This window comes from Pseudoalteromonas sp. NFXS53, assembly GCF_056629255.1.
Genome location: NZ_JBWVBR010000014.1, coordinates 53,205 through 71,827 on the forward strand (window position 1 = coordinate 53,205; position 18,623 = coordinate 71,827).

Annotated in this window: 19 protein-coding genes; 12 read left to right on the forward strand and 7 right to left on the reverse strand. The window is 41.8% G+C overall.

Features of this window, described 5'->3' with window-relative positions; translation table 11 throughout:
* Positions 1–8: 8 nt before the first annotated feature.
* From cobO to ung, 3 genes are read left to right on the forward strand one after another with little or no spacing between them, the layout of a single operon-like run.
* Positions 9–602, forward strand: coding sequence for a cob(I)yrinic acid a,c-diamide adenosyltransferase (gene cobO, locus AC1HJP_RS14825; protein ID WP_404393531.1), 594 nt, complete (start codon positions 9–11; stop codon positions 600–602).
* Entirely contained in the window at positions 602–1,486 is an 885-nt protein-coding gene (locus AC1HJP_RS14830) for a cobalamin-binding protein (RefSeq protein ID WP_480362492.1), read from the forward strand. The genes cobO and AC1HJP_RS14830 overlap by 1 nt, the downstream gene beginning before the upstream one ends.
* On the forward strand, positions 1,486–2,145 hold the full coding sequence (gene ung / locus AC1HJP_RS14835; protein ID WP_480362493.1) for a uracil-DNA glycosylase: 660 nt from the start codon (positions 1,486–1,488) through the stop codon (positions 2,143–2,145). The genes AC1HJP_RS14830 and ung overlap by 1 nt, the downstream gene beginning before the upstream one ends.
* Before the next feature lie 44 nt (positions 2,146–2,189).
* Here the strand turns inward: ung and AC1HJP_RS14840 are convergent, their stop codons facing one another.
* Positions 2,190–2,381, reverse strand: a complete 192-nt coding sequence (locus AC1HJP_RS14840) for a DUF3545 family protein (protein ID WP_130254710.1) — start codon at positions 2,379–2,381, stop codon at positions 2,190–2,192.
* Between the two features lie 500 nt (positions 2,382–2,881).
* Positions 2,882–3,832, reverse strand: a complete 951-nt coding sequence (tal, locus tag AC1HJP_RS14845) for a transaldolase (RefSeq protein WP_480362494.1) — start codon at positions 3,830–3,832, stop codon at positions 2,882–2,884.
* Between the two features lie 246 nt (positions 3,833–4,078).
* Between tal and yaaA the strand changes: the two genes are divergently transcribed.
* A complete protein-coding gene (yaaA, locus tag AC1HJP_RS14850; RefSeq protein WP_480362495.1) occupies positions 4,079–4,858 on the forward strand; it encodes a peroxide stress protein YaaA in 780 nt (259 codons plus the stop codon).
* A 96-nt stretch (positions 4,859–4,954) separates the two neighbouring features.
* On the forward strand, positions 4,955–6,124 hold the full coding sequence (locus AC1HJP_RS14855; RefSeq protein WP_480362496.1) for an MFS transporter: 1,170 nt from the start codon (positions 4,955–4,957) through the stop codon (positions 6,122–6,124).
* A gap of 3 nt (positions 6,125–6,127) precedes the next feature.
* Here the strand turns inward: AC1HJP_RS14855 and AC1HJP_RS14860 are convergent, their stop codons facing one another.
* Both AC1HJP_RS14860 and srmB read right to left on the reverse strand, forming a co-directional pair.
* Positions 6,128–6,913 (reverse strand): hypothetical protein, encoded by a 786-nt coding sequence (locus AC1HJP_RS14860; RefSeq protein WP_138480239.1) that lies wholly within the window; start codon positions 6,911–6,913, stop codon positions 6,128–6,130.
* 69 nt (positions 6,914–6,982) lie between these two features.
* On the reverse strand, positions 6,983–8,215 hold the full coding sequence (srmB, locus tag AC1HJP_RS14865; RefSeq protein ID WP_058030869.1) for an ATP-dependent RNA helicase SrmB: 1,233 nt from the start codon (positions 8,213–8,215) through the stop codon (positions 6,983–6,985).
* Positions 8,216–8,283: 68 nt separating this feature from the next.
* On the opposite strand from srmB, the gene AC1HJP_RS14870 reads away from it, so the two are divergent.
* Both AC1HJP_RS14870 and AC1HJP_RS14875 read left to right on the forward strand, forming a co-directional pair.
* Positions 8,284–8,994, forward strand: coding sequence for a tRNA1(Val) (adenine(37)-N6)-methyltransferase (locus AC1HJP_RS14870; RefSeq protein ID WP_480362497.1), 711 nt, complete (start codon positions 8,284–8,286; stop codon positions 8,992–8,994).
* A gap of 123 nt (positions 8,995–9,117) precedes the next feature.
* The gene (locus AC1HJP_RS14875; protein ID WP_058030867.1) at positions 9,118–9,681 is read left to right on the forward strand and encodes a phosphoribosyltransferase; all 564 of its coding nucleotides are present in this window, start codon (positions 9,118–9,120) and stop codon (positions 9,679–9,681) included.
* A gap of 70 nt (positions 9,682–9,751) precedes the next feature.
* Here AC1HJP_RS14875 and AC1HJP_RS14880 read toward each other — a convergent pair whose 3' ends face one another.
* Positions 9,752–10,363 (reverse strand): TIGR04211 family SH3 domain-containing protein, encoded by a 612-nt coding sequence (locus AC1HJP_RS14880; RefSeq protein WP_480362498.1) that lies wholly within the window; start codon positions 10,361–10,363, stop codon positions 9,752–9,754.
* Between the two features lie 164 nt (positions 10,364–10,527).
* Here AC1HJP_RS14880 and AC1HJP_RS14885 point away from each other — a divergent pair, with 164 nt between their 5' ends.
* From AC1HJP_RS14885 to AC1HJP_RS14895, 3 genes are read left to right on the forward strand one after another with little or no spacing between them, the layout of a single operon-like run.
* Complete coding sequence (locus AC1HJP_RS14885; RefSeq protein ID WP_480362499.1) at positions 10,528–12,048, forward strand: CYTH and CHAD domain-containing protein; 1,521 nt, start codon at positions 10,528–10,530, stop codon at positions 12,046–12,048.
* Between the two features lie 2 nt (positions 12,049–12,050).
* Complete coding sequence (locus tag AC1HJP_RS14890; protein WP_480362500.1) at positions 12,051–12,725, forward strand: SRPBCC family protein; 675 nt, start codon at positions 12,051–12,053, stop codon at positions 12,723–12,725.
* A 53-nt stretch (positions 12,726–12,778) separates the two neighbouring features.
* Positions 12,779–13,624, forward strand: a complete 846-nt coding sequence (locus AC1HJP_RS14895; protein WP_480362501.1) for an HDOD domain-containing protein — start codon at positions 12,779–12,781, stop codon at positions 13,622–13,624.
* Between the two features lie 62 nt (positions 13,625–13,686).
* Here AC1HJP_RS14895 and metK read toward each other — a convergent pair whose 3' ends face one another.
* A complete protein-coding gene (gene metK, locus AC1HJP_RS14900) occupies positions 13,687–14,874 on the reverse strand; it encodes a methionine adenosyltransferase (protein WP_480362502.1) in 1,188 nt (395 codons plus the stop codon).
* A 263-nt stretch (positions 14,875–15,137) separates the two neighbouring features.
* Between metK and tkt the strand changes: the two genes are divergently transcribed.
* The gene (gene tkt, locus AC1HJP_RS14905) at positions 15,138–17,132 is read left to right on the forward strand and encodes a transketolase (protein WP_480362503.1); all 1,995 of its coding nucleotides are present in this window, start codon (positions 15,138–15,140) and stop codon (positions 17,130–17,132) included.
* Positions 17,133–17,194: 62 nt separating this feature from the next.
* Entirely contained in the window at positions 17,195–17,647 is a 453-nt protein-coding gene (locus AC1HJP_RS14910; protein WP_480362504.1) for a GNAT family N-acetyltransferase, read from the forward strand.
* Here AC1HJP_RS14910 and AC1HJP_RS14915 read toward each other — a convergent pair.
* Entirely contained in the window at positions 17,644–18,516 is an 873-nt protein-coding gene (locus AC1HJP_RS14915; protein WP_480362505.1) for an AraC family transcriptional regulator, read from the reverse strand. The genes AC1HJP_RS14910 and AC1HJP_RS14915 overlap by 4 nt on opposite strands.
* Between the last annotated feature and the right edge of the window lie 107 nt (positions 18,517–18,623).

An 18,623-nucleotide genomic window follows, 5' to 3' on the forward strand; every position in this document is an offset into this window, starting at 1 on the left:
TGTGAATTATGAGCGAACAAGATAGACATCAACAGAGACAACAAAAAGTTAAAGAGAAGGTGGATGAAAAGGTTGCTGCTGCCAATATCGAAAAGGGTATTTTTCAAGTCATCACAGGTAATGGCAAAGGTAAATCGACGTCAGGTTTTGGTGTTGTGACGCGTTGTGTCGGTCACGGTCAAAATGCTGCGGTAGCTCAGTTTATTAAAGGTATGTGGGACTGCGGTGAGCGTAACTTACTTGAAAAAGTAGGCGTGCCTTTTGCGGTAATGAAAACCGGCTTTACCTGGGAAACACAAAACCGTGAAACAGACACTGCTGCAGCGGTTGAGACATGGCAGCAAGCCAAAAAGTGGTTAGCAGACGAGAGTATAGATTTAGTGTTACTTGACGAGCTGACCTACATGGTCAGTTATGATTATTTAGACTTAGATGAAGTGATCAGCGCCATCGAAAATCGTCCGAAAATGCAGTCTGTGATCGTGACAGGTCGTGGTGCTCATCGTCGTTTAACTGAGCTTGCTGACACCGTAAGTGAAGTACGAAACGTGAAGCATGCTTTTGAATCAGGCGTCAAAGCACTAAAAGGATTCGATTACTGATGTGCTTAAAAAGGACTTTAATCATCATTTTTTTGCTGCTTACAAGTCAATATGTAGCAGCAAATCAATCACAAAATGCGTCACAACCAGATACTCAACATAAAGCACAACGTATTGTGGCTTTAGCGCCGCACATTGTTGAAAACTTATTTGCTATAGGTGCAGGCGGTAAAATTGTCGGTACCGTTGAATATGCAGATTATCCAGAGCAAGCGCTTGAGATCTCAAGAATTGGCGGCTATCACGGCGTTCAACTTGAGAAGTTATTAGCTTTAAAACCAGATCTGGTGATCGCTTGGCAAACTGGCAATAAAAAAGCGGATCTTGAAAAACTAGAGCAGCTAGGCATTAAAGTGGTTTATAGTGCAACCAATGATCTAGCTAAAGTATCAGAGCAACTGATAAAGTTTGGTGAGCTAACAGGTCATCAAGCACAGGCCAAGAAAGTGGCTAAAGAGTTTGATGCGCGTTTAGCCAAGTTACAAAGCCAATACCAAGACGCAAAGTCGCTGGATGTTTTCTATCAACTTTGGCCTGAGCCCATGATGAGTGTGAACAAAAACACCATGATCCATCAGGTATTATCAATTTGCCAAGTCAATAATGTGTTTGCTCACAGTCGAGCTGATTACCCGCAAATTAGTATCGAAAATGTGCTTAAGTTTAAACCGCAAGTAATCGTATTACCTGAAGAGAAAACAAAGAAAGACGTGCAGCATACTAATTGGCAAAATTGGCCTCAGATCCCAGCTGTCGAACATCAGCAGTTCATTAGAGTCAATGCCGATCTGTTACACCGATTTAGTGTACGAGCGCTCGATGGCGTTGCGGACTTATGTGGTAAACTGTCGCAATCTCGCCGTTATTATCAAGAGCAATCATAATGAAGACTTGGTCAGACTTTATTGCTGAACAAAGCCAGCAAACCTACCTTAAAGATACACTAAAGCACGTCGCTCAAAAGCGCACTGAAGGCGTGACGGTATTTCCTCCCGAGCAACAAGTATTTTCAGCGTTTGATGCCACGCCATTTGAGCAGGTCAAAGTGGTCATTTTAGGCCAAGACCCTTACCACGGGCCAGATCAAGCTCATGGTTTATGCTTTTCGGTTTTACCGGGTATTAAACCGCCTCCATCATTGGCGAATATGTATAAAGAGCTAGTGCAAGACATAAAAGGGTTTAGTATCCCTGAGCATGGTTATTTGATGCCATGGGCTGAGCAGGGTGTGTTATTACTTAATACCGTATTGACGGTTGAACAAGGACAAGCACATTCGCACAAACACCTAGGTTGGGAAAAGTTTACCGATAGGGTAATTGAAGAAATTAACCAACAAAGAGAAGGCGTGGTGTTTTTGCTGTGGGGCGCCCATGCACAGAAGAAGGGTAAGAACATAGATAAAGTGCGCCATCATGTTTTACATGCACCACATCCATCCCCCTTGTCAGCTCACAGAGGTTTTTTTGGTTGTCAGCACTTTTCAAAGACAAACGACCTACTAACCAGTTTGGGTAAAACACCTATAAACTGGCAAGTTTAAACACACTTCAAAAAACGAAAAATGGCTCCCAAAGGAGCCATTTTTTAGATTAAATCTAGTTCTTCTAGATCTAAGTTGTCTGCAAAGTAATCGAGTTCTTGCAGCTCTTTGCGAAGACGTTGTTTTTCTTTATAGGCTTCAATTTCGCGCCACTTTCGTTTTTGTTTTTTTGAAGAGGTGCGTTTTGTTGTTTCAGGACTTTCTAATACTGCAATGATATCGTCTAGGCTATCCATGATGTTCTCCCATTGATTATTGACCTCAAATGACGGTTTTACGTCAGCTCTGTATATTTGATATACGTTTCGAGCAACTTCGGTATATCATAACTCGCTTAAAAATAAAACAACTATGTGTTGCTTTTGTTACAGTAAGGTAACAGTTTGATGAAGATGAAACGCGGGGAAACATAGGGCGTGCTTATCTTTGAGGTATGAATTTTGTTCAAATCAAAGGCTTTCAATACGCGAAATGAGCTACGAAGCATAATGGGTTATGTAAGTGGCGAATGACAAAGTAGTGGAAGCCTTTGGTTGAACTCTTCGAGCAGCGTGAGTTGAACATTTATTCGTCGTTATCGGCTGACTTACATAGAATAACTATGCTACGCAGCCTCTGCCTGGCCTAAATATCCAACTCACAGCTGCAAAAGCATACAACAAAGGTCAGCACGCCCTCGCTTCAGGCATAAAAAAACGCCGCATAATGCGGCGTTTATATTAAATATGTTTATTAATTATAGTGCTTTAAAACGCGCTTCTAGTGTTTCTTGCGCTTCAGCAAAAGCACGAATACCTTCAGCAAGCTTTTCAGTGGCCATCGCATCTTGGTTATGCTGCCAGCGGAATTGCGCTTCGGTTAATGGCGCAGGCTTAGCTTGTACTTCATAGTCGTTTTCAAGTAAGTACGCTTGTGCGTCAGTCAGTTCACCAAGCTCTTCAAGCAGTGTAGGGCTAATTGTTAGCTTGTCACAACCCGTTAATGCAATGATTTCACCGGTATTTCTAAAACTTGCACCCATTACCACAGTGTTATAACCATGCTGCTTATAGAACGAGTAGATGCTACGAACAGATTGCACACCAGGGTCTTGTAGTGGATCAGTTGGCTTTTCTAGCCCGTTAGCAACGTGCCAGTCAAGAATACGACCCACAAATGGTGAGATTAGGAAAACATTGGCATCAGCACATGCACGGGCTTGTGCACTGCTAAATAATAGCGTCAGGTTACACTTAATACCTTCTTTCTCTAACTGTTCAGCTGCTTTGATGCCTTCCCAAGTCGATGCAATCTTGATTAAGATTTTGTCTTGGCTGATACCTTGCTCTTTGTACAGTGCAAGTAAGGTTTTTGCTTTAGCAATCGTCGCTTCGGTATCAAAAGATAAGCGCGCATCTACTTCAGTTGAGATGTAGCCCGGGACAATATTGGCAATCTCTTTACCAATTAATACGGCAAAGTAATCACACGCTAATTCAACTTGTTTGTCTGCGTCAGACTCGTTCGCTTTTGCGAAATCCCAAGCTTGCGTTAAATAGGCTTGATAGGCTGGCATTTCAGCTGCTTTTAAAAGCAGTGAAGGGTTAGTGGTTGCATCTTCTGGTTGATGCTTACGAATGGCTTCAATGTCGCCAGTGTCGGCAACGATTGATGAATGCTGTTTTAGCCTATCTAATGCTGATGTCATTATGTTTCCTCATTCCTCTTACAGCTTATGGGCAAACTCTACTTCTCCTATGTTGCAATAGCGTGAATGGCATGAATAGGTCATTTGTCCTTATCTGACACTCACAAGTTGAGAATTAAAAAATATTCAAAGGAAGAAGAAGAGCACATATCCCGCATTACTTGCTACTTAACAATCTTCACTTGCAGTAACAAAGGGATAGTGTTGAAATTGACACTAATTAATTTTTAAGTCAATAGGTAAGCCATGATCACAGTGATCTCTCCCGCGAAAAACTTAGATTACGATACGCCAGCGCATATCGACACTTTCACGCAGCCTGAGTTACTTGAACACTCAGAAGAGTTAATGACAGTGTGTCGTGAATTATCACCGCAGCAAATTGGCAGCTTGATGAAAATTAGTGACAAGCTTTCAGGCTTAAATGCTGCACGCTTTAGCGAGTGGGCGCAGCCTTTCACACCTATTAATGCGAAACAGGCGGTGCTGGCATTTAACGGCGATGTGTACACTGGCTTAGACGCGGCATCATTAGATGAAGGCACACTAAGCTATGCACAATCTCACTTACGTATTCTTTCTGGCTTATATGGCGTACTAAAGCCGCTAGATCTGATGCAGGCTTACCGTTTAGAAATGGGCACTAAGCTTGAAAATACTCGTGGCAAGAACCTCTATGAGTTTTGGGGCACAGTGATCGCTGAAAAAATCAATGAGGCGTTAGCGGCTGAAGGTACGACGCAATTAGTGAACCTTGCTTCAAACGAGTATTTTAAAGCTGTTAATAAAAAAGCGCTTAAAGCAGATATCATCACCCCTGTATTTAAAGACTGCAAAAATGGTCAATATAAGGTGATCAGCTTCTATGCGAAGAAAGCCCGCGGCATGATGGCGCGCTACATTATGGAAAACCAAGTGACATCGCTTGAAGCGTTAAAAGCATTTGACGTTGCGGGTTACTATTTTAGTGCAGAAGCAACTCAAAAAGAAAATGAGCCGGTTTTCTTACGCGCTGAACAAAACTAACTTAAAACTCATAATGCACTGAGCTGTGCGGGCTTCACGCTGCTCGCACTATTATCCTTTTTTACAGACCCACCTTTTACACAATGTAGAGCAATAATGAATAGAAACGTCCTTTTCTTGGCTATTTGTCAGGGCTTAATGACCACAGGTAATATCTTATTAGTGACGATTTCTGCGCTTGTGGGTCAAGCATTAAGCCCATCGAGTGCACTCACAACTTTACCGGTCGCAACACAAATGCTGGGATTATTACTGACAACGGTTCCTGCCTCATTACTCATGGAGAAAATAGGCCGTAAAAAAGGCTTTAGTTTGGGAAACCTAATCGGTATCAGCGGTACAGTTTTAGGGTTTTATTCATTATTGAATAGTCAGTTTTGGCTATTTTCATTCGCCACTTTCTTAATCGGCGTTGGTATTGGCTTCGCAACTCTGTATCGTTTTGCTGCCATTGAAGCGAGTGACAACCCTGCCACTGCGATTTCAGCGGTAATGGCAAGTGGTGTCGTGGCGGCTGTATTAGGCCCCAATTTAGCGGTTTGGGTGAATAACCATTACCCTGAAATTAATTATGCCAATGCTTTTGTTGCCTTGATGGTGCTTTATATTTTGGCTTTGTGTTTACTACAGCTTGTGAAGTTTAATGAACTCAGCCAAGCAAGCTCAGATAAACCACAACGGCCTTTATCTGAGATTATGACCCAGCCTAAGTTTTTGCTTGCCGTGCTGATTGCGATGATCAGCTACACCACAATGAACTTGCTGATGACCGCCACACCTTTGGCGATGCATCGCCATGGTTATGATCTTGCTGAGTCAGCGCTTGTGATTGAATGGCATGTTTTGGGAATGTTTGTACCTTCATTTTTTACTGGCAAGCTGATTAATCGCTTTGGTCAGAGCAACATCATGCAAGCAGGTGTAGTTATTGTATTGCTATGTTGTTTGGTGAATTTAATGGGCCTGAGTCACTGGCACTTCTTAGTCGCCTTGTGTTTATTAGGGATTGGTTGGAACTTTATGTTTATTGCCGCTACACAAATGGTGAGCGAGAGCTATTTGCCCCATGAGCGGGCTAAGTCACAAGCCAGTAATGAATTCCTCGTTTTTAGTATGGTGACGGTTTCTTCATTGGGCGCAGGCTGGCTTGAAGCTGAAATAGGCTGGCAGTTATTAAATATGCTGACTATCCCTGTGATGCTTTTGGCTGCGGGTATTATCTGGCGACTAAAGCCCAAACTTATAACAACACAAAGCGCAGTATAAACTTTATAGCGAAATTGCATCTGGCAATTTAAAAAATCCAGTCACAATGCTATCGCGTTGCTGTAAGTCTTTCGCTTTAATATTATATTGCTCTATAAACTGCTCTGGCGACCCTGTTTTTTGTAATAGCGGTTCAGTGTCGCATACCGCCAAGGCACGCCATTTATTTATGACATGCTCGGGGCATGAAGGCAGTACAGACAGTATATGTTTACTCTCATTAAATTCACTATTCATAGTAAGCTCCAACATTTCATTGGTTGCAGCCCCAAACCAGCAACTGTTATTTTCGGCAATACATACAATCGGGAAGTAAGGCGCAAGCGCTGGAAAAACATCATTTCTGTAGAGTGTCACTTGCCAATACCTTTTCGCAATAGTACAGAACTGTTCGAAGCTGGTGATGGCAGAGAAGCCTGAATTAGCAACTGGTGTTATCTCAACCCTAGGTTTATTAGGGTTAACGGTATCGTTAGCAACATCAATATATAGATCATCGACTATCATGGCGTTTTGAAAGTATTCGTCTCTTAGGGAGCCCCACACTTGTTTAATTTCATGACCAGCTTGTAGCTTTGTAATTAGCGGTGATAAAGCTTGATGTGGATTTGAGGCCAGTTTTTCTTTTAAAAGCTCAAATACGGCATTACGAATTTCTTTACAGCGCCCAAGTGGGTAAGGTTTGCCTGAAAAGTGTGGATAATCTTTTATCAGATCAATGTCGGCCTTAATGCGAAGGTGTGCTAAATACTCTGTTAACTCAGTATGTTGTTGTTCAGTTAAGGTCATAACAATATCCTTATTAGAAATTAAAAAGGGTCCATTTTTGGACCCTTTTACTATAAGCTAATTATGACGTTACTTCTTCTTTTTAACTTTGGCTTTTGCCTTTTTCTTGGCTTTTATTTTTGCCGGATCTTTTTTCTTCTTAGGCAACTTCGCTGGTTTGTTCTTCGGCTCTAATCCTTTAATAACACGTGATTTTAGTTGTTGTTCGGTATAGCGCTGAACCTTGCCCAAAATTGCCATATCATGGGCTTCAACTAAAGAGATTGCCGTGCCTTTTTTACCTGCGCGACCTGTACGGCCGATACGGTGTACGTAAATGTCTGCTGTGCGCGGCATATCGAAGTTAAATACATGGGTTATGTCTTGAACATCAATACCACGCGCGGCAACGTCAGTCGCTACTAGAATACGTGTACGGCCCGCTTGGAAGTTGGCCATGGCTGTCATACGCTTGTCTTGCGGCATTTCACCACGTAACCAAGTGGTTTTAATATCGTGAGAGTAAAGCTCACCAACTAGCTTTTCTAGTCGTTCACGCGTTTTGACGAAGACAATCGCTTTTTGCACTTCTTCTTCGTTCTTAAGTAATTCAACAAGTAGTTTTAGCTTGTGATTATAGTCATCAGCTAGGTGCACCCATTGATGAATTTTGCCTTTCTCTTTGCGTGATGGCTCTGCTTCAAGTAATGCTGGATCATTAAGAATGCGATCTGCGAATAACTCAACACTGTCACCTTCAAGGGTGGCTGAGAATAAGAAACACTGACGGCGATTTTTTGCTTCATCACAAATACGTAGCATTTCTTTTTTGAAACCCATGTCTAGCATGCGGTCGGCTTCATCAAGAATAAGCAGCTCAACGTTTTCGGCGTGGAAGTTTTCAGTTTCAAGATATTCCATCAAACGACCCGGTGTCGCGATTAAGATATCGTTGTTCTTTTCGAAAATTTCTTTGTGGCTGCCGTAGTTAATCCCGCCGGTTACCACACCAATTTTAAGGTGGGTATTTGCCGCCAGTAACTGACATTGCTCGTGTACTTGGTAAGCAAGCTCACGGGTAGGCGTCATAATTAATACACGCGCAAAGCCTGGATCGCGACGTGGGAAGTCTAACAAGTATTGGATTGCAGGAATTAAAAACGCAGCTGTTTTACCCGTGCCTGTTGGTGCTGAGGCAAGAATATCTCGACCCATCAGACCTTCAGGAATAGAAAGTTGTTGAATGCTGGTGGCGGTTTTGAATCCCATTTTATCAATAGCTGAGAGGACTTTACCGTCTAGATCAAATTCAGAAAATTGCATAGTGCATCATAAATAAAGGACAATGTGCTCAATTATACGCGTGATAGTGAATTTGGAAAAGCGAGATTATGGCAGGCTTTGCGTTTAAGCAGTTTTGTATTGAGCAAGAGAACACCGCAATGAAGGTCTCAACCGATGGAATTTTGCTGGGTGCTTGGGTGAATTTGTCAGGAGTAAGCAGTCTTTTAGATATTGGTGCAGGCACGGGGCTGTTGTCTTTGATGTGCAAGCAACGTGCTGAATGTTTAGCTGTGACAGCCGTTGAGATTGAATCTGGTGCGTTTCAAGATGCTCGTTTGAATATTCAAAACAGCCCTTGGCAGGATGGCATTAGTTTACATCAATCTTCTATTCAAGATTTTCAAACTGAAACTAAATTCGATTTGGTGATCAGTAATCCACCTTATTTTAACGATAGTTTAAAAGGTCCATCGGCAGCTCGAAATTTAGCTCGACATACGGACTCATTGAGCTTCAGTGCGTTACTAAATGAATTTAAGCGTTTATCTCACCCTAGAAGTCGCCTAGCGGTAGTACTACCTTATAAAGAAGGATTAGAGTTTATTGCGCTAGCGCAACAACAAGATTTGCATCTTGTGCGTAAATGCGAGGTGAAAACGACAGAGCGCAAGGCAGCCAGCCGTTTATTGCTCGAGTTTGAGTATGTTACAAATAGTGGTCTGATTGAGCCAGAGAATACGGTGTTATGTATTCATGAAAATGGGCAATACAGCGAAGATTTTATTGCACTTTGTCGTGACTTTTACCTAAAAATGTAAAAGCGTTCCTTAATTGGGTAGTTTGCGCATTTTTAATTTATATGCGCTAGAATACAAGGTTATATCTAGCTGTTTATATGTGCTGGATACCTTTTCTTTTTATAAATATTTCACGGGGTTTGTATGTCAGATAAGTGCTATATCACAGCACAGCAGTTGCTTGAGGATTCTTTTCGTTTAGCCGCGCAAGTTTATGATGATGGTTTCCGTCCTGACTTCATCATTGGTATTTGGCGAGGTGGTGCGCCTATTGGTATCGCTGTGCAAGAGTATTACGATTACAAAGGCATAGAGACTGATCATATTGCTGTGCGTACATCTTCTTACTATGGTATCGGCAAACAATCAAAAGAAATCAAAGTACACGGTCTTCATTACATCATCGAAAATGCCAATGCAGATGACTCGTTACTCATTGTGGACGATGTATTTGATTCAGGCCGCAGTATTTTCGCATTAAAAGAAAAGCTTTCTGAGCTAATGCGATTAAACTTGCCTAAAGACATTCGTACAGCGTGCCCTTACTACAAGCCAAAGAATACCAAAGTACCTATGAAGCCTGATTATTTCATTCATGAATCAGATGAGTGGTTAGTGTTCCCGCATGAGTTATCAGGTTTAACGCCAGATGAAATTGCAGAGGGCAAATCAGATTTAAGTAATATCAGCGAGTTATTTACTAAATAATCTTGCAGAGAAAAATAAAAAACCGCATTGTGAAATGCGGTTTTTTATTTTCAATATTTATTAAGTTGAACTAAGCCCAACCGTCATAGCGCTTTCTGCGCGATAAAAATAGTGTGAGTACGACACCTATTAATAAACCACCCACACCAACACCACCGCCGTAGGTAAGCATTAAATGCTGTTCTGCTTGTTCAGAAGAAAGTGCTTTTTGCTTTTCATCCGTGACCGCTTTTTCCAATCGCTGAATTGTCTGCTGTAAGTTTTGATTCTCAGCTTGTAAATCTTGATTGAGTTGTTGCAAGCGAGGTAAATCTGTTTGTGCATCGTTGAGTGCTTGCTGTGTTTGTTGTAATTGTTGACCTAGTTCATCTAATTGGTGCGCAAGTCCAGGTTCGCTTGAGACAAACTGAGTTTCAATCCACACTTCACGACCTTTATCATCTGTGATTTGCTGAAAACCATTTTCATTACCCGCCATAATTGCTACTTGGCTACCAGCATCTACAGAGCCAACAATACGGTAGTTTTTACCCGGTCCAGAATGTACATAAACGAATAAATTATCTGAGATATAGGCCGTATTTTCGCTGCTATTACTATTTTCTGTTGTTTGAACATCTTCAGCGAGAGAATAGTGTGAGAAAAGTGCGAAAATTGTTGGCACTAAGATACGTTTTAACATCCATGACCCTTATAGAGAGTTGTTTCTTGAGATAGTATGAATTTCAACGAGTAATATCAAGTGAAGCACTAAACTTCCTTGAACTTGCTGCAAAAAGATTGCAAATACACGCTGCTTTGTATATTTTTACCGTTCTACAATTATATAGGTAATCACTTGCCCTAATGGACACTGAAATAGAACTGAAGTTTTTACTTTCAGATAATGAAGTTCCTCTTATTCCAGGACTCATCATGCAGTTTGCAAAAACTGTAAAAAATAAACCCGCCAAGAATCTAAAAAACGCCTACTTTGATACCCCGAATCGAGAGTTAAGAGCATTAGATATAGGTCTAAGAACACGTTGTTGTGATGAGCAATGTGAACAGACCATTAAATTGGCAGGGCAAGTCGTTGGTGGTCTTCATCAACGTCCTGAATATAATTTACCGATAGATACACCTCGTCCAAATATTTTGGCATTTAAGCAAGACATTTGGCCGCATGGCATGCAGATCACAGCCATTAGTGACAACCTATTTCCAATTTTCAGCACTAACTTTATTCGCCGCACTTGGCTCATTGAAACTGAGCAAGGTTCTAAAATTGAAGTGGTGCTTGATAAAGGTGAAATTGTTGCACAGGGTCAGGTTGAAGCTATTTCTGAGTTAGAGATTGAACTCGTTGAAGGTCAACGTAGCGATCTATTTTTACTTGCCGAGCATTTAATTAGCTTAGGCGGTTTGCGTTTAGGCTTATATTCAAAAGCAGCAAGAGGTTATCGCCTTGCTGATGATAAGCCACTTAAACCCAATAAATATATCGGTGTTGTGAAGTTAAATCGTCATGCAACACAAGAGCATGCACTGGTACAGTGTGTGAACTATGGTATTGAGTTCGTGCAAAAGCATGAGCAGTGCTATTTTAATAAACCAAGTTTAAAGACCCTTAAACGTGTTATTGATGGTATTAATCTGATTAAACATGCGTTTAAGTTATTCGAGCCTATTGTTGAAGGCAATGCGACTGAGCGCTTGCTTAGTGAAATGAATTGGTTATTGAGTGAGTTAGATTGGGTTGAAGATGCGATCCATTTGAAAACATACACTTCAAAGCGCCATGCTTATTATAAAAAAATCAACAATGCGGAAAAATTAGCTGCACTTATTGATGACTTAAAAGCAGAGCAGCCTAGCATCACTGATATAGAAGACTTATTTCACAGTCCTCGCTATAACAAACTGTTGTTAGCTTTAACGCGTTGGTTGGTTGACAAAGGCTGGCGTCAGGAGTGGAGTCAGCATGCGGTATCAGCGGCTGAGTTACCTATCAAAGAGGTGGCGACTGCAGCTTTTGAAAAAGACTGGCAAAAGTTACAATCTGATTTACCTGAGGGCAAAGATTTATGCACGCAAGATTACCTTGCGCTTCGCTCTTTGTTAGATTGTGCTTTGCTGAGTGGTAACTGCTTGGGCTCTTTATATGATAAAGAAACGCGACAATCATTCCGAACGCCTTGGATTGACATTGCTTATGGGATCTATGAGCTAGAAACGCTGGCTTATTTAAAAACCCTATGTGAGCAGCAAAACCTGCCAGAGCTTGAAGAAATAGAATTATGGCTTTCTAAAAAAGCAGACTTTCTAGTTCAAGCGATGGAGCAAAGCCGCAGAGCCTCGCTCAATAGCATGCCATATTGGCGTTAATCATGAAAAAGCTCTATAAATATCTTTTATGGAGCTTGCTCGTATTATCTTCTTCACAAACCTATGCCAATTGGCAAAGTTGGTATAGCGAAGACAATCTATCTATTAGTTATCAAAAACAGGCATCTGGATTAATCGAAATTAAAGCGCAAGCCAGTTTTGATAATGTAAATCGTCAAGCCTTCTTAAACCTCTTAAATGACACACAAAGTGCATCTGAGTGGCTCAGTAACGTCAGAAGCGTCAAATCTCTGCCTTGGCATACTATAGGTGAAAATATTGTTGTTACTGTTCTAAATGCGCCTTGGCCTGTGAAAGACAGAGTGATGCTCACACATTCATGTCATAGGCTTGTTTCTGAGGTCACATCTAGGTTGTTGGTCAAATCTATCGATGAATCAAAAAGAGCGGAATTTTTGCCACTTGAGCAATTTAAGAAGTATATCTTCGTTGCACCCATAGAGGGCAGTTGGTTACTTGAAGAAAATTCAAAGACCTTGCTCATAACCCATCAAATTTATGCCGATCCTCAAGGTAAGATCCCCACTTGGTTGAGCAACAAAACCGCACTTAAAGGGGTAAAGAAGACCTTCCAAAATATGGCTAAGCAAATCTATAAAAAAGAGTATCAGGCTGACAATAACTTTATCACTTCTTCTTGTTCGACTTTTGAGTAATCACTTTTCCTCTACTACACTCAGCTAACCAAAAGTGAAAAAGTATCCGGCCTATGATCGACATTGATGACAAGGTGTTGGCAGATCTGAAATCTGGTTTTAGTTTGCCTTCAAAGCCTGAAGTACTACAAAACTTACAAAATGAATTGAACAGTGATGAGCCAGAGCTTGGGAATATTGCAGAAATCATCAGTGAAGATGTGGGCACCGCGGCTGCGGTCTTAAAAGTCATTAACTCTCCAGCATATGGTATGTCTCGAACCATTACAGATATTCGTCAGGCCGTGATGTTTTTAGGTGTAAATTGCATCACACAATTAGTGACGGGTCACTTGCTTAAAAATGCCTTTAAACAAGAAGATTGCTGTATTTCGTTGCAGCGGTTTTGGGACAATGCCACCGATATGTCGCAATTAGCAATGGCGATAGGTAAGCAAATAAAAACCACTGTCCCATTAGAAAACCTACAATTACTAGGGTTATTCCATGACTCAGGGATACCCGCAATGGCGATGCGCTTTGATAATTATAATGACTTGATGACCCGAGCCTATCAGAGAGGTGAGCAGAGCCTGCTTTATTATGAAGAGCAGATATATCCTGTAAATCATACCATTGTTGGTTATTACTTGGCGTCTTCTTGGCATTTACCTAAGCCTATTTGTCAGATGATTTTACGCCATCATGATGAAACCTATTTAAAAGAAGAAACCGATCAAACACTAAAAGCGACTTTTGCAACTATGAAACTGGCAGAGAATTTAGCCTTTGAAGCAAAACACTTTAGACCCTGTGGCGATTGGCATGCATTTAAAGATTTGGTGATGGTTGCACTTGAGCTAAGTGATGACGATTATGTTGATTTAAAAGAAGACGTAGAAGAGTATTTTATTCATTAACTACAGACATTAAAAAAGGCGCTCCTTTTCAGGTAAGCGCCTTTTTAACAGATGACTTAAAATTATAAGCCAGCAGCTGCTCTTAGTGCGTCTGCTTTGTCTGTTTTTTCCCAGCTGAATGCTGTGAATGTGTCATCACCAACCGTCATTTCGAACGGCTCACGACCGAAGTGACCGTACGCTGCAGTCATTTGGTACATTGGGTGAAGTAGGTCTAGCATCTTAGTGATACCGTAAGGACGTAGGTCGAAGTGCTCACGAACTAGCTCAACTAGTTTCTCTTCAGAAACTTTACCAGTACCGAAAGTATCGATAGTGATTGATGTAGGCTCTGCAACACCGATAGCGTAAGAAACTTGGATTTCACACTTATCAGCAAGACCAGCTGCAACAATGTTCTTAGCAACATAACGACCAGCATAAGCTGCGCTACGGTCAACCTTTGATGGATCTTTACCAGAGAAAGCACCACCACCGTGACGTGCCATACCGCCGTATGTGTCTACGATGATTTTACGGCCCGTAAGACCACAGTCACCTACTGGCCCACCGATAACGAAACGACCAGTTGGGTTGATGAAGTATTTAGTATCTTCAGTTAATAACTCTGCAGGTAGCGTGTGCTTGATGATGTTTTCCATAACAGCATCAACCAGTGCATCTTGCTCGATATCTGGGTTGTGCTGAGTTGAAAGTACAACAGCATCGATAGCAACAGGTTTACCATCTTCATATACGAAAGTTACCTGAGACTTAGCATCTGGGCGTAACCAAGGTAGGATACCTGATTTACGTGCTTCAGCTTGACGCTCTACTAGCAAATGAGAGTAGTATAGTGGCGCAGGCATAAGCGTTGGTGTTTCGTTCGTTGCATAACCAAACATTAGACCTTGGTCACCAGCGCCTTGCTCTTCAGGCTTAGTGCGGTCTACACCTTGAGCGATTTCAGGAGACTGTTGACCGATTAGGTTCATGATGCCACATGTGTCGCCGTCAAAACCTACATCAGAAGACGTGTAACCGATATCAGTGATTACTTTACGCGTAATTGACTCTAGGTCTACCCAAGCATCTGTTGAAATTTCACCAGAGATGATCGCAACGCCTGTTTTAACCATAGTTTCACAAGCAACACGTGCGTGTTTGTCTTGCGTAATGATTGCATCTAGTACCGCGTCAGAGATCTGATCAGCGATTTTATCCGGATGACCTTCAGAAACAGACTCAGAAGTAAATAAGTGTTTTGCCATTGTATCTATGCTCACAAATATTGCGCTTCACGAACATCGGGGATAGCGCGAAAAAATAAGGGGCGTATTCTATCTAAAACAAATTAACTTGCCTAGTTTTTTTACGCCTAGACGTCTGAATTAGATTTTTTCAATTGCAGATCCCGAAATATGCAGGTTTAGCCCTCGTTTTCTCAGGTATTTACGTTGCAGTAAGTACCATAAATGAGTCAGAATGAAGGCACTGACATTTCAGCGCAACACAATTAAAGGTAGGAGAATTCATGCCGTCACGCAAAGAACTTGCAAATGCCATTCGCGTTCTGTCTATGGACGCAGTACAAAAAGCTAAGTCTGGTCACCCGGGAGCACCTATGGGTATGGCTGATATCGCAGAAGTACTATGGCGCGATTATTTAAAGCACAACCCAAGCAACCCAGAGTGGGCTGACAGAGACCGCTTTATTCTGTCAAACGGCCACGGCTCTATGCTTATTTATTCTTTGTTGCACCTGAGCGGTTATGATCTTTCTATTGATGATCTGAAAAACTTCCGTCAAATGCATTCTAAAACACCGGGCCACCCAGAGTACGGCTATGCACCAGGTGTAGAAACAACAACTGGCCCACTTGGTCAGGGTATTACTAATGCGGTAGGTATGGCGATTGCTGAAAAAGCACTTGCAGCGCAATTCAACCGTGACGAATTTGATATTGTAAACCACTATACTTATACCTTCTTAGGCGATGGCTGTTTAATGGAAGGTATTTCACATGAAGCTTGTTCATTAGCAGGTACGCTAGGTCTTGGTAAGCTTATCGCATTCTGGGATGACAACGGCATTTCAATCGATGGTGAAGTAGAAGGCTGGTTTAGCGATGATACACCTAAGCGTTTTGAATCTTACGGCTGGCATGTAATTGCTGACGTAGACGGTCACGATAGCGATGCAATTAAAGCAGCAATCGAAGCGGCACGTGCAGAAACTGACAAGCCAACGCTTATTTGTTGTAAGACAGTCATTGGTTACGGTTCACCAAACAAATCAGGTAGCCATGATTGTCACGGCGCACCATTAGGTGATGAAGAAATTAAAGCAGCACGTGAATTCCTAGGCTGGGATCATGATGCGTTTGAAATCCCTGAAGACATTTACGCGAAGTGGGATGCCTCTTCTCGTGGTCAGCAAGCACAAAGCCACTGGTTAGTGAAATTCACAGAGTACCAAATGGCGTATCCAGAGCTTGCGGCTGAGTTTGAGCGTCGTATGAAAGGCGAGTTACCTGCAAACTGGCAAGCTGAAACTGAAAAGTACATTGCAGAACTACAAGCAAACCCAGCGAATCCTGCGACACGTAAAGCGTCACAAAATGCACTGAATGCATTTGGTCCAATTCTTCCTGAATTTATGGGTGGCTCAGCTGACCTTGCAGGTTCTAACCTGACTCTGTGGGAAGGCTCAAAGGGCTTAACGGCTGATGATGCATCAGGTAACTACATCTTCTACGGTGTACGTGAATTTGGTATGTCTGCAATTATGAATGGTATTGCACTACACAAAGGCTTCGTACCTTACGGCGCAACTTTCTTAATGTTCATGGAGTACGCGCGTAACGCGGTACGTATGGCGGCATTAATGAAGCAGCCAAGCATCTTTGTTTATACTCACGATTCAATTGGTCTGGGTGAAGATGGTCCTACGCACCAACCGGTTGAGCAAATTGCCAGCATGCGTTTAACACCTAACCTAGTAAACTGGCGTCCATGTGACCAAGTTGAGTCAGCCGTTGCTTGGCAGCAAGCGATTGAACGTAAAGATGGTCCAACGTCACTTATCTTTACTCGTCAAGGTTTAGAGCAACAAGCACGTGATGAAGCACAAGTTGCTGCAATCAAACAAGGTGGTTATGTACTTAGCTGTGACGGTAACCCTGAGCTTATCTTCATTGCTACGGGTTCTGAAGTACAACTAGCCGTTGATGCAGCAAAAGCGCTTCGTTTGCAAGGCAAAAAGGTACGTGTTGTGTCTATGCCTTCTACTGATGTATTTGATGCACAGTCAGCTGAATATAAAGAAAGCGTTTTACCTGCAGCAGTAACACGTCGTGTTGCCGTTGAAGCGGGTATTGCTGACTACTGGTTCAAGTATGTTGGCTTAAACGGTGCTGTCGTGGGTATGTCAACATTTGGTGAGTCAGCACCAGCAGGTGAGCTATTTGAGCACTTCGGCTTCACTGTTGATAATGTGGTAGCGCAAGCTAACCGTTTATTTGCTTAGTCTATAAAGCATATTAAGTAATTTAAAACCCGCACTTGTTGCGGGTTTTTTATTTAGGAAAAATGATGTCACAGCTGAATATAAAGTTGTCTGCTACTCATGAAGCGCATTTAGATGATTTGGTGGCGTGGGAGCAGCAGTCTGACGTGGGTGAATTTATCCTAGCCAACACCAAACAACAGCACTTGGTTAGTATGCAAGATCCTGCAATTCAATACCTGTCAGTTTTTCAAAGTGAACAGTTGGTTGGCTTTATTATTCTCGCTTTAGAGCCCAATAACACTGTTGAGTTTAGGCGCATAGTCATTGGTCATCGAGGTGCTGGAATAGGACAGTTGGCTATTCGAGCGATGGAGCTATATTGCCTTGAGCACTTCGTTTGTCAGCGTATTTGGTTAGATGTGTTTGACTTCAATGAACGAGGGCAACACATCTACCGTAAACTTGGTTATCAAGAATTTAAACGCTGTCAGCATGGTGATCATCAGTTGCTATTCTTCGAAAAATACCTTTAATTCGCTTTGGCATAATCACTCGGTGAGATGCCAAAGTAGCGAGTAAATTCGCGACTAAACTGAGTGGCGCTTTCATAACCTACTTGCGCAGCAGCTTGTTTTACTTTGATCCCTTGATCTTGCAACAAGTCTTTGGCTTTAGATAATCTCAGCTTCTTTACGTATTGAATAGGGGAGGATGCGGTTATTTGTTTAAAATTACGGTGAAACGTCGAGGCGCTCATATTTGCCATACTCGCGAGTTGTTCAACATCAAGTTTATCGTCATAGTGATTATGCAGGTGTTTAAGCGTACGCTCCATTTTAGACATATGCGTATTATGTGAAACTAAATCAAATAAAGGCGACGCTTGTGGGCCTTGTAATACGTGATAAAAAACCTCTCGAACCAAGCCTTTACCAATAATGTCCGATTGTAACTTTGAGCCTAAACAGTCGACTAATCGAGTGAGCGTGCAAGATAAAGCATCTGTATTTTCACTGACAAATAGGCCTTTTGCATTACTCATTTTATCGCTGCTATTTAGCTTACCATGTTCATCAAATACCCTTACTAACTCCCCTAGTACAGACATGTCAAAGTCGATGATTAATGACAATAAAGGATTGTTGTTTGTAAGCTGTGTTTCACATTCTGCAGGTAAAGGCACGGTGAGTACCAAATAATTATCTGGGTTATAGGTATAAATTCGCTCATCGAAAAAGACCCGTTTTTGCCCCTGTAGAACGAAAATAATACCTTGGCTGTAACACAGTGGCGTTCTTTGTGCGCTTTCACTGCTTTTATAGATACCAACGCCGTTAATGAATGTCTGGTTGTAGCCTTCAGAGGGCGCTAATAGTTCGAGTTGTTTAATGAGTGATTGCATCGTTTGTCACCAAATTATGTCATGGAGTAAGTATATCAAGGGTAAAAGCGTTTTTGAGTTGTTTTCTTATTGATGAGAGTTTTAGGCATGAAATTGATGGTTTAAGT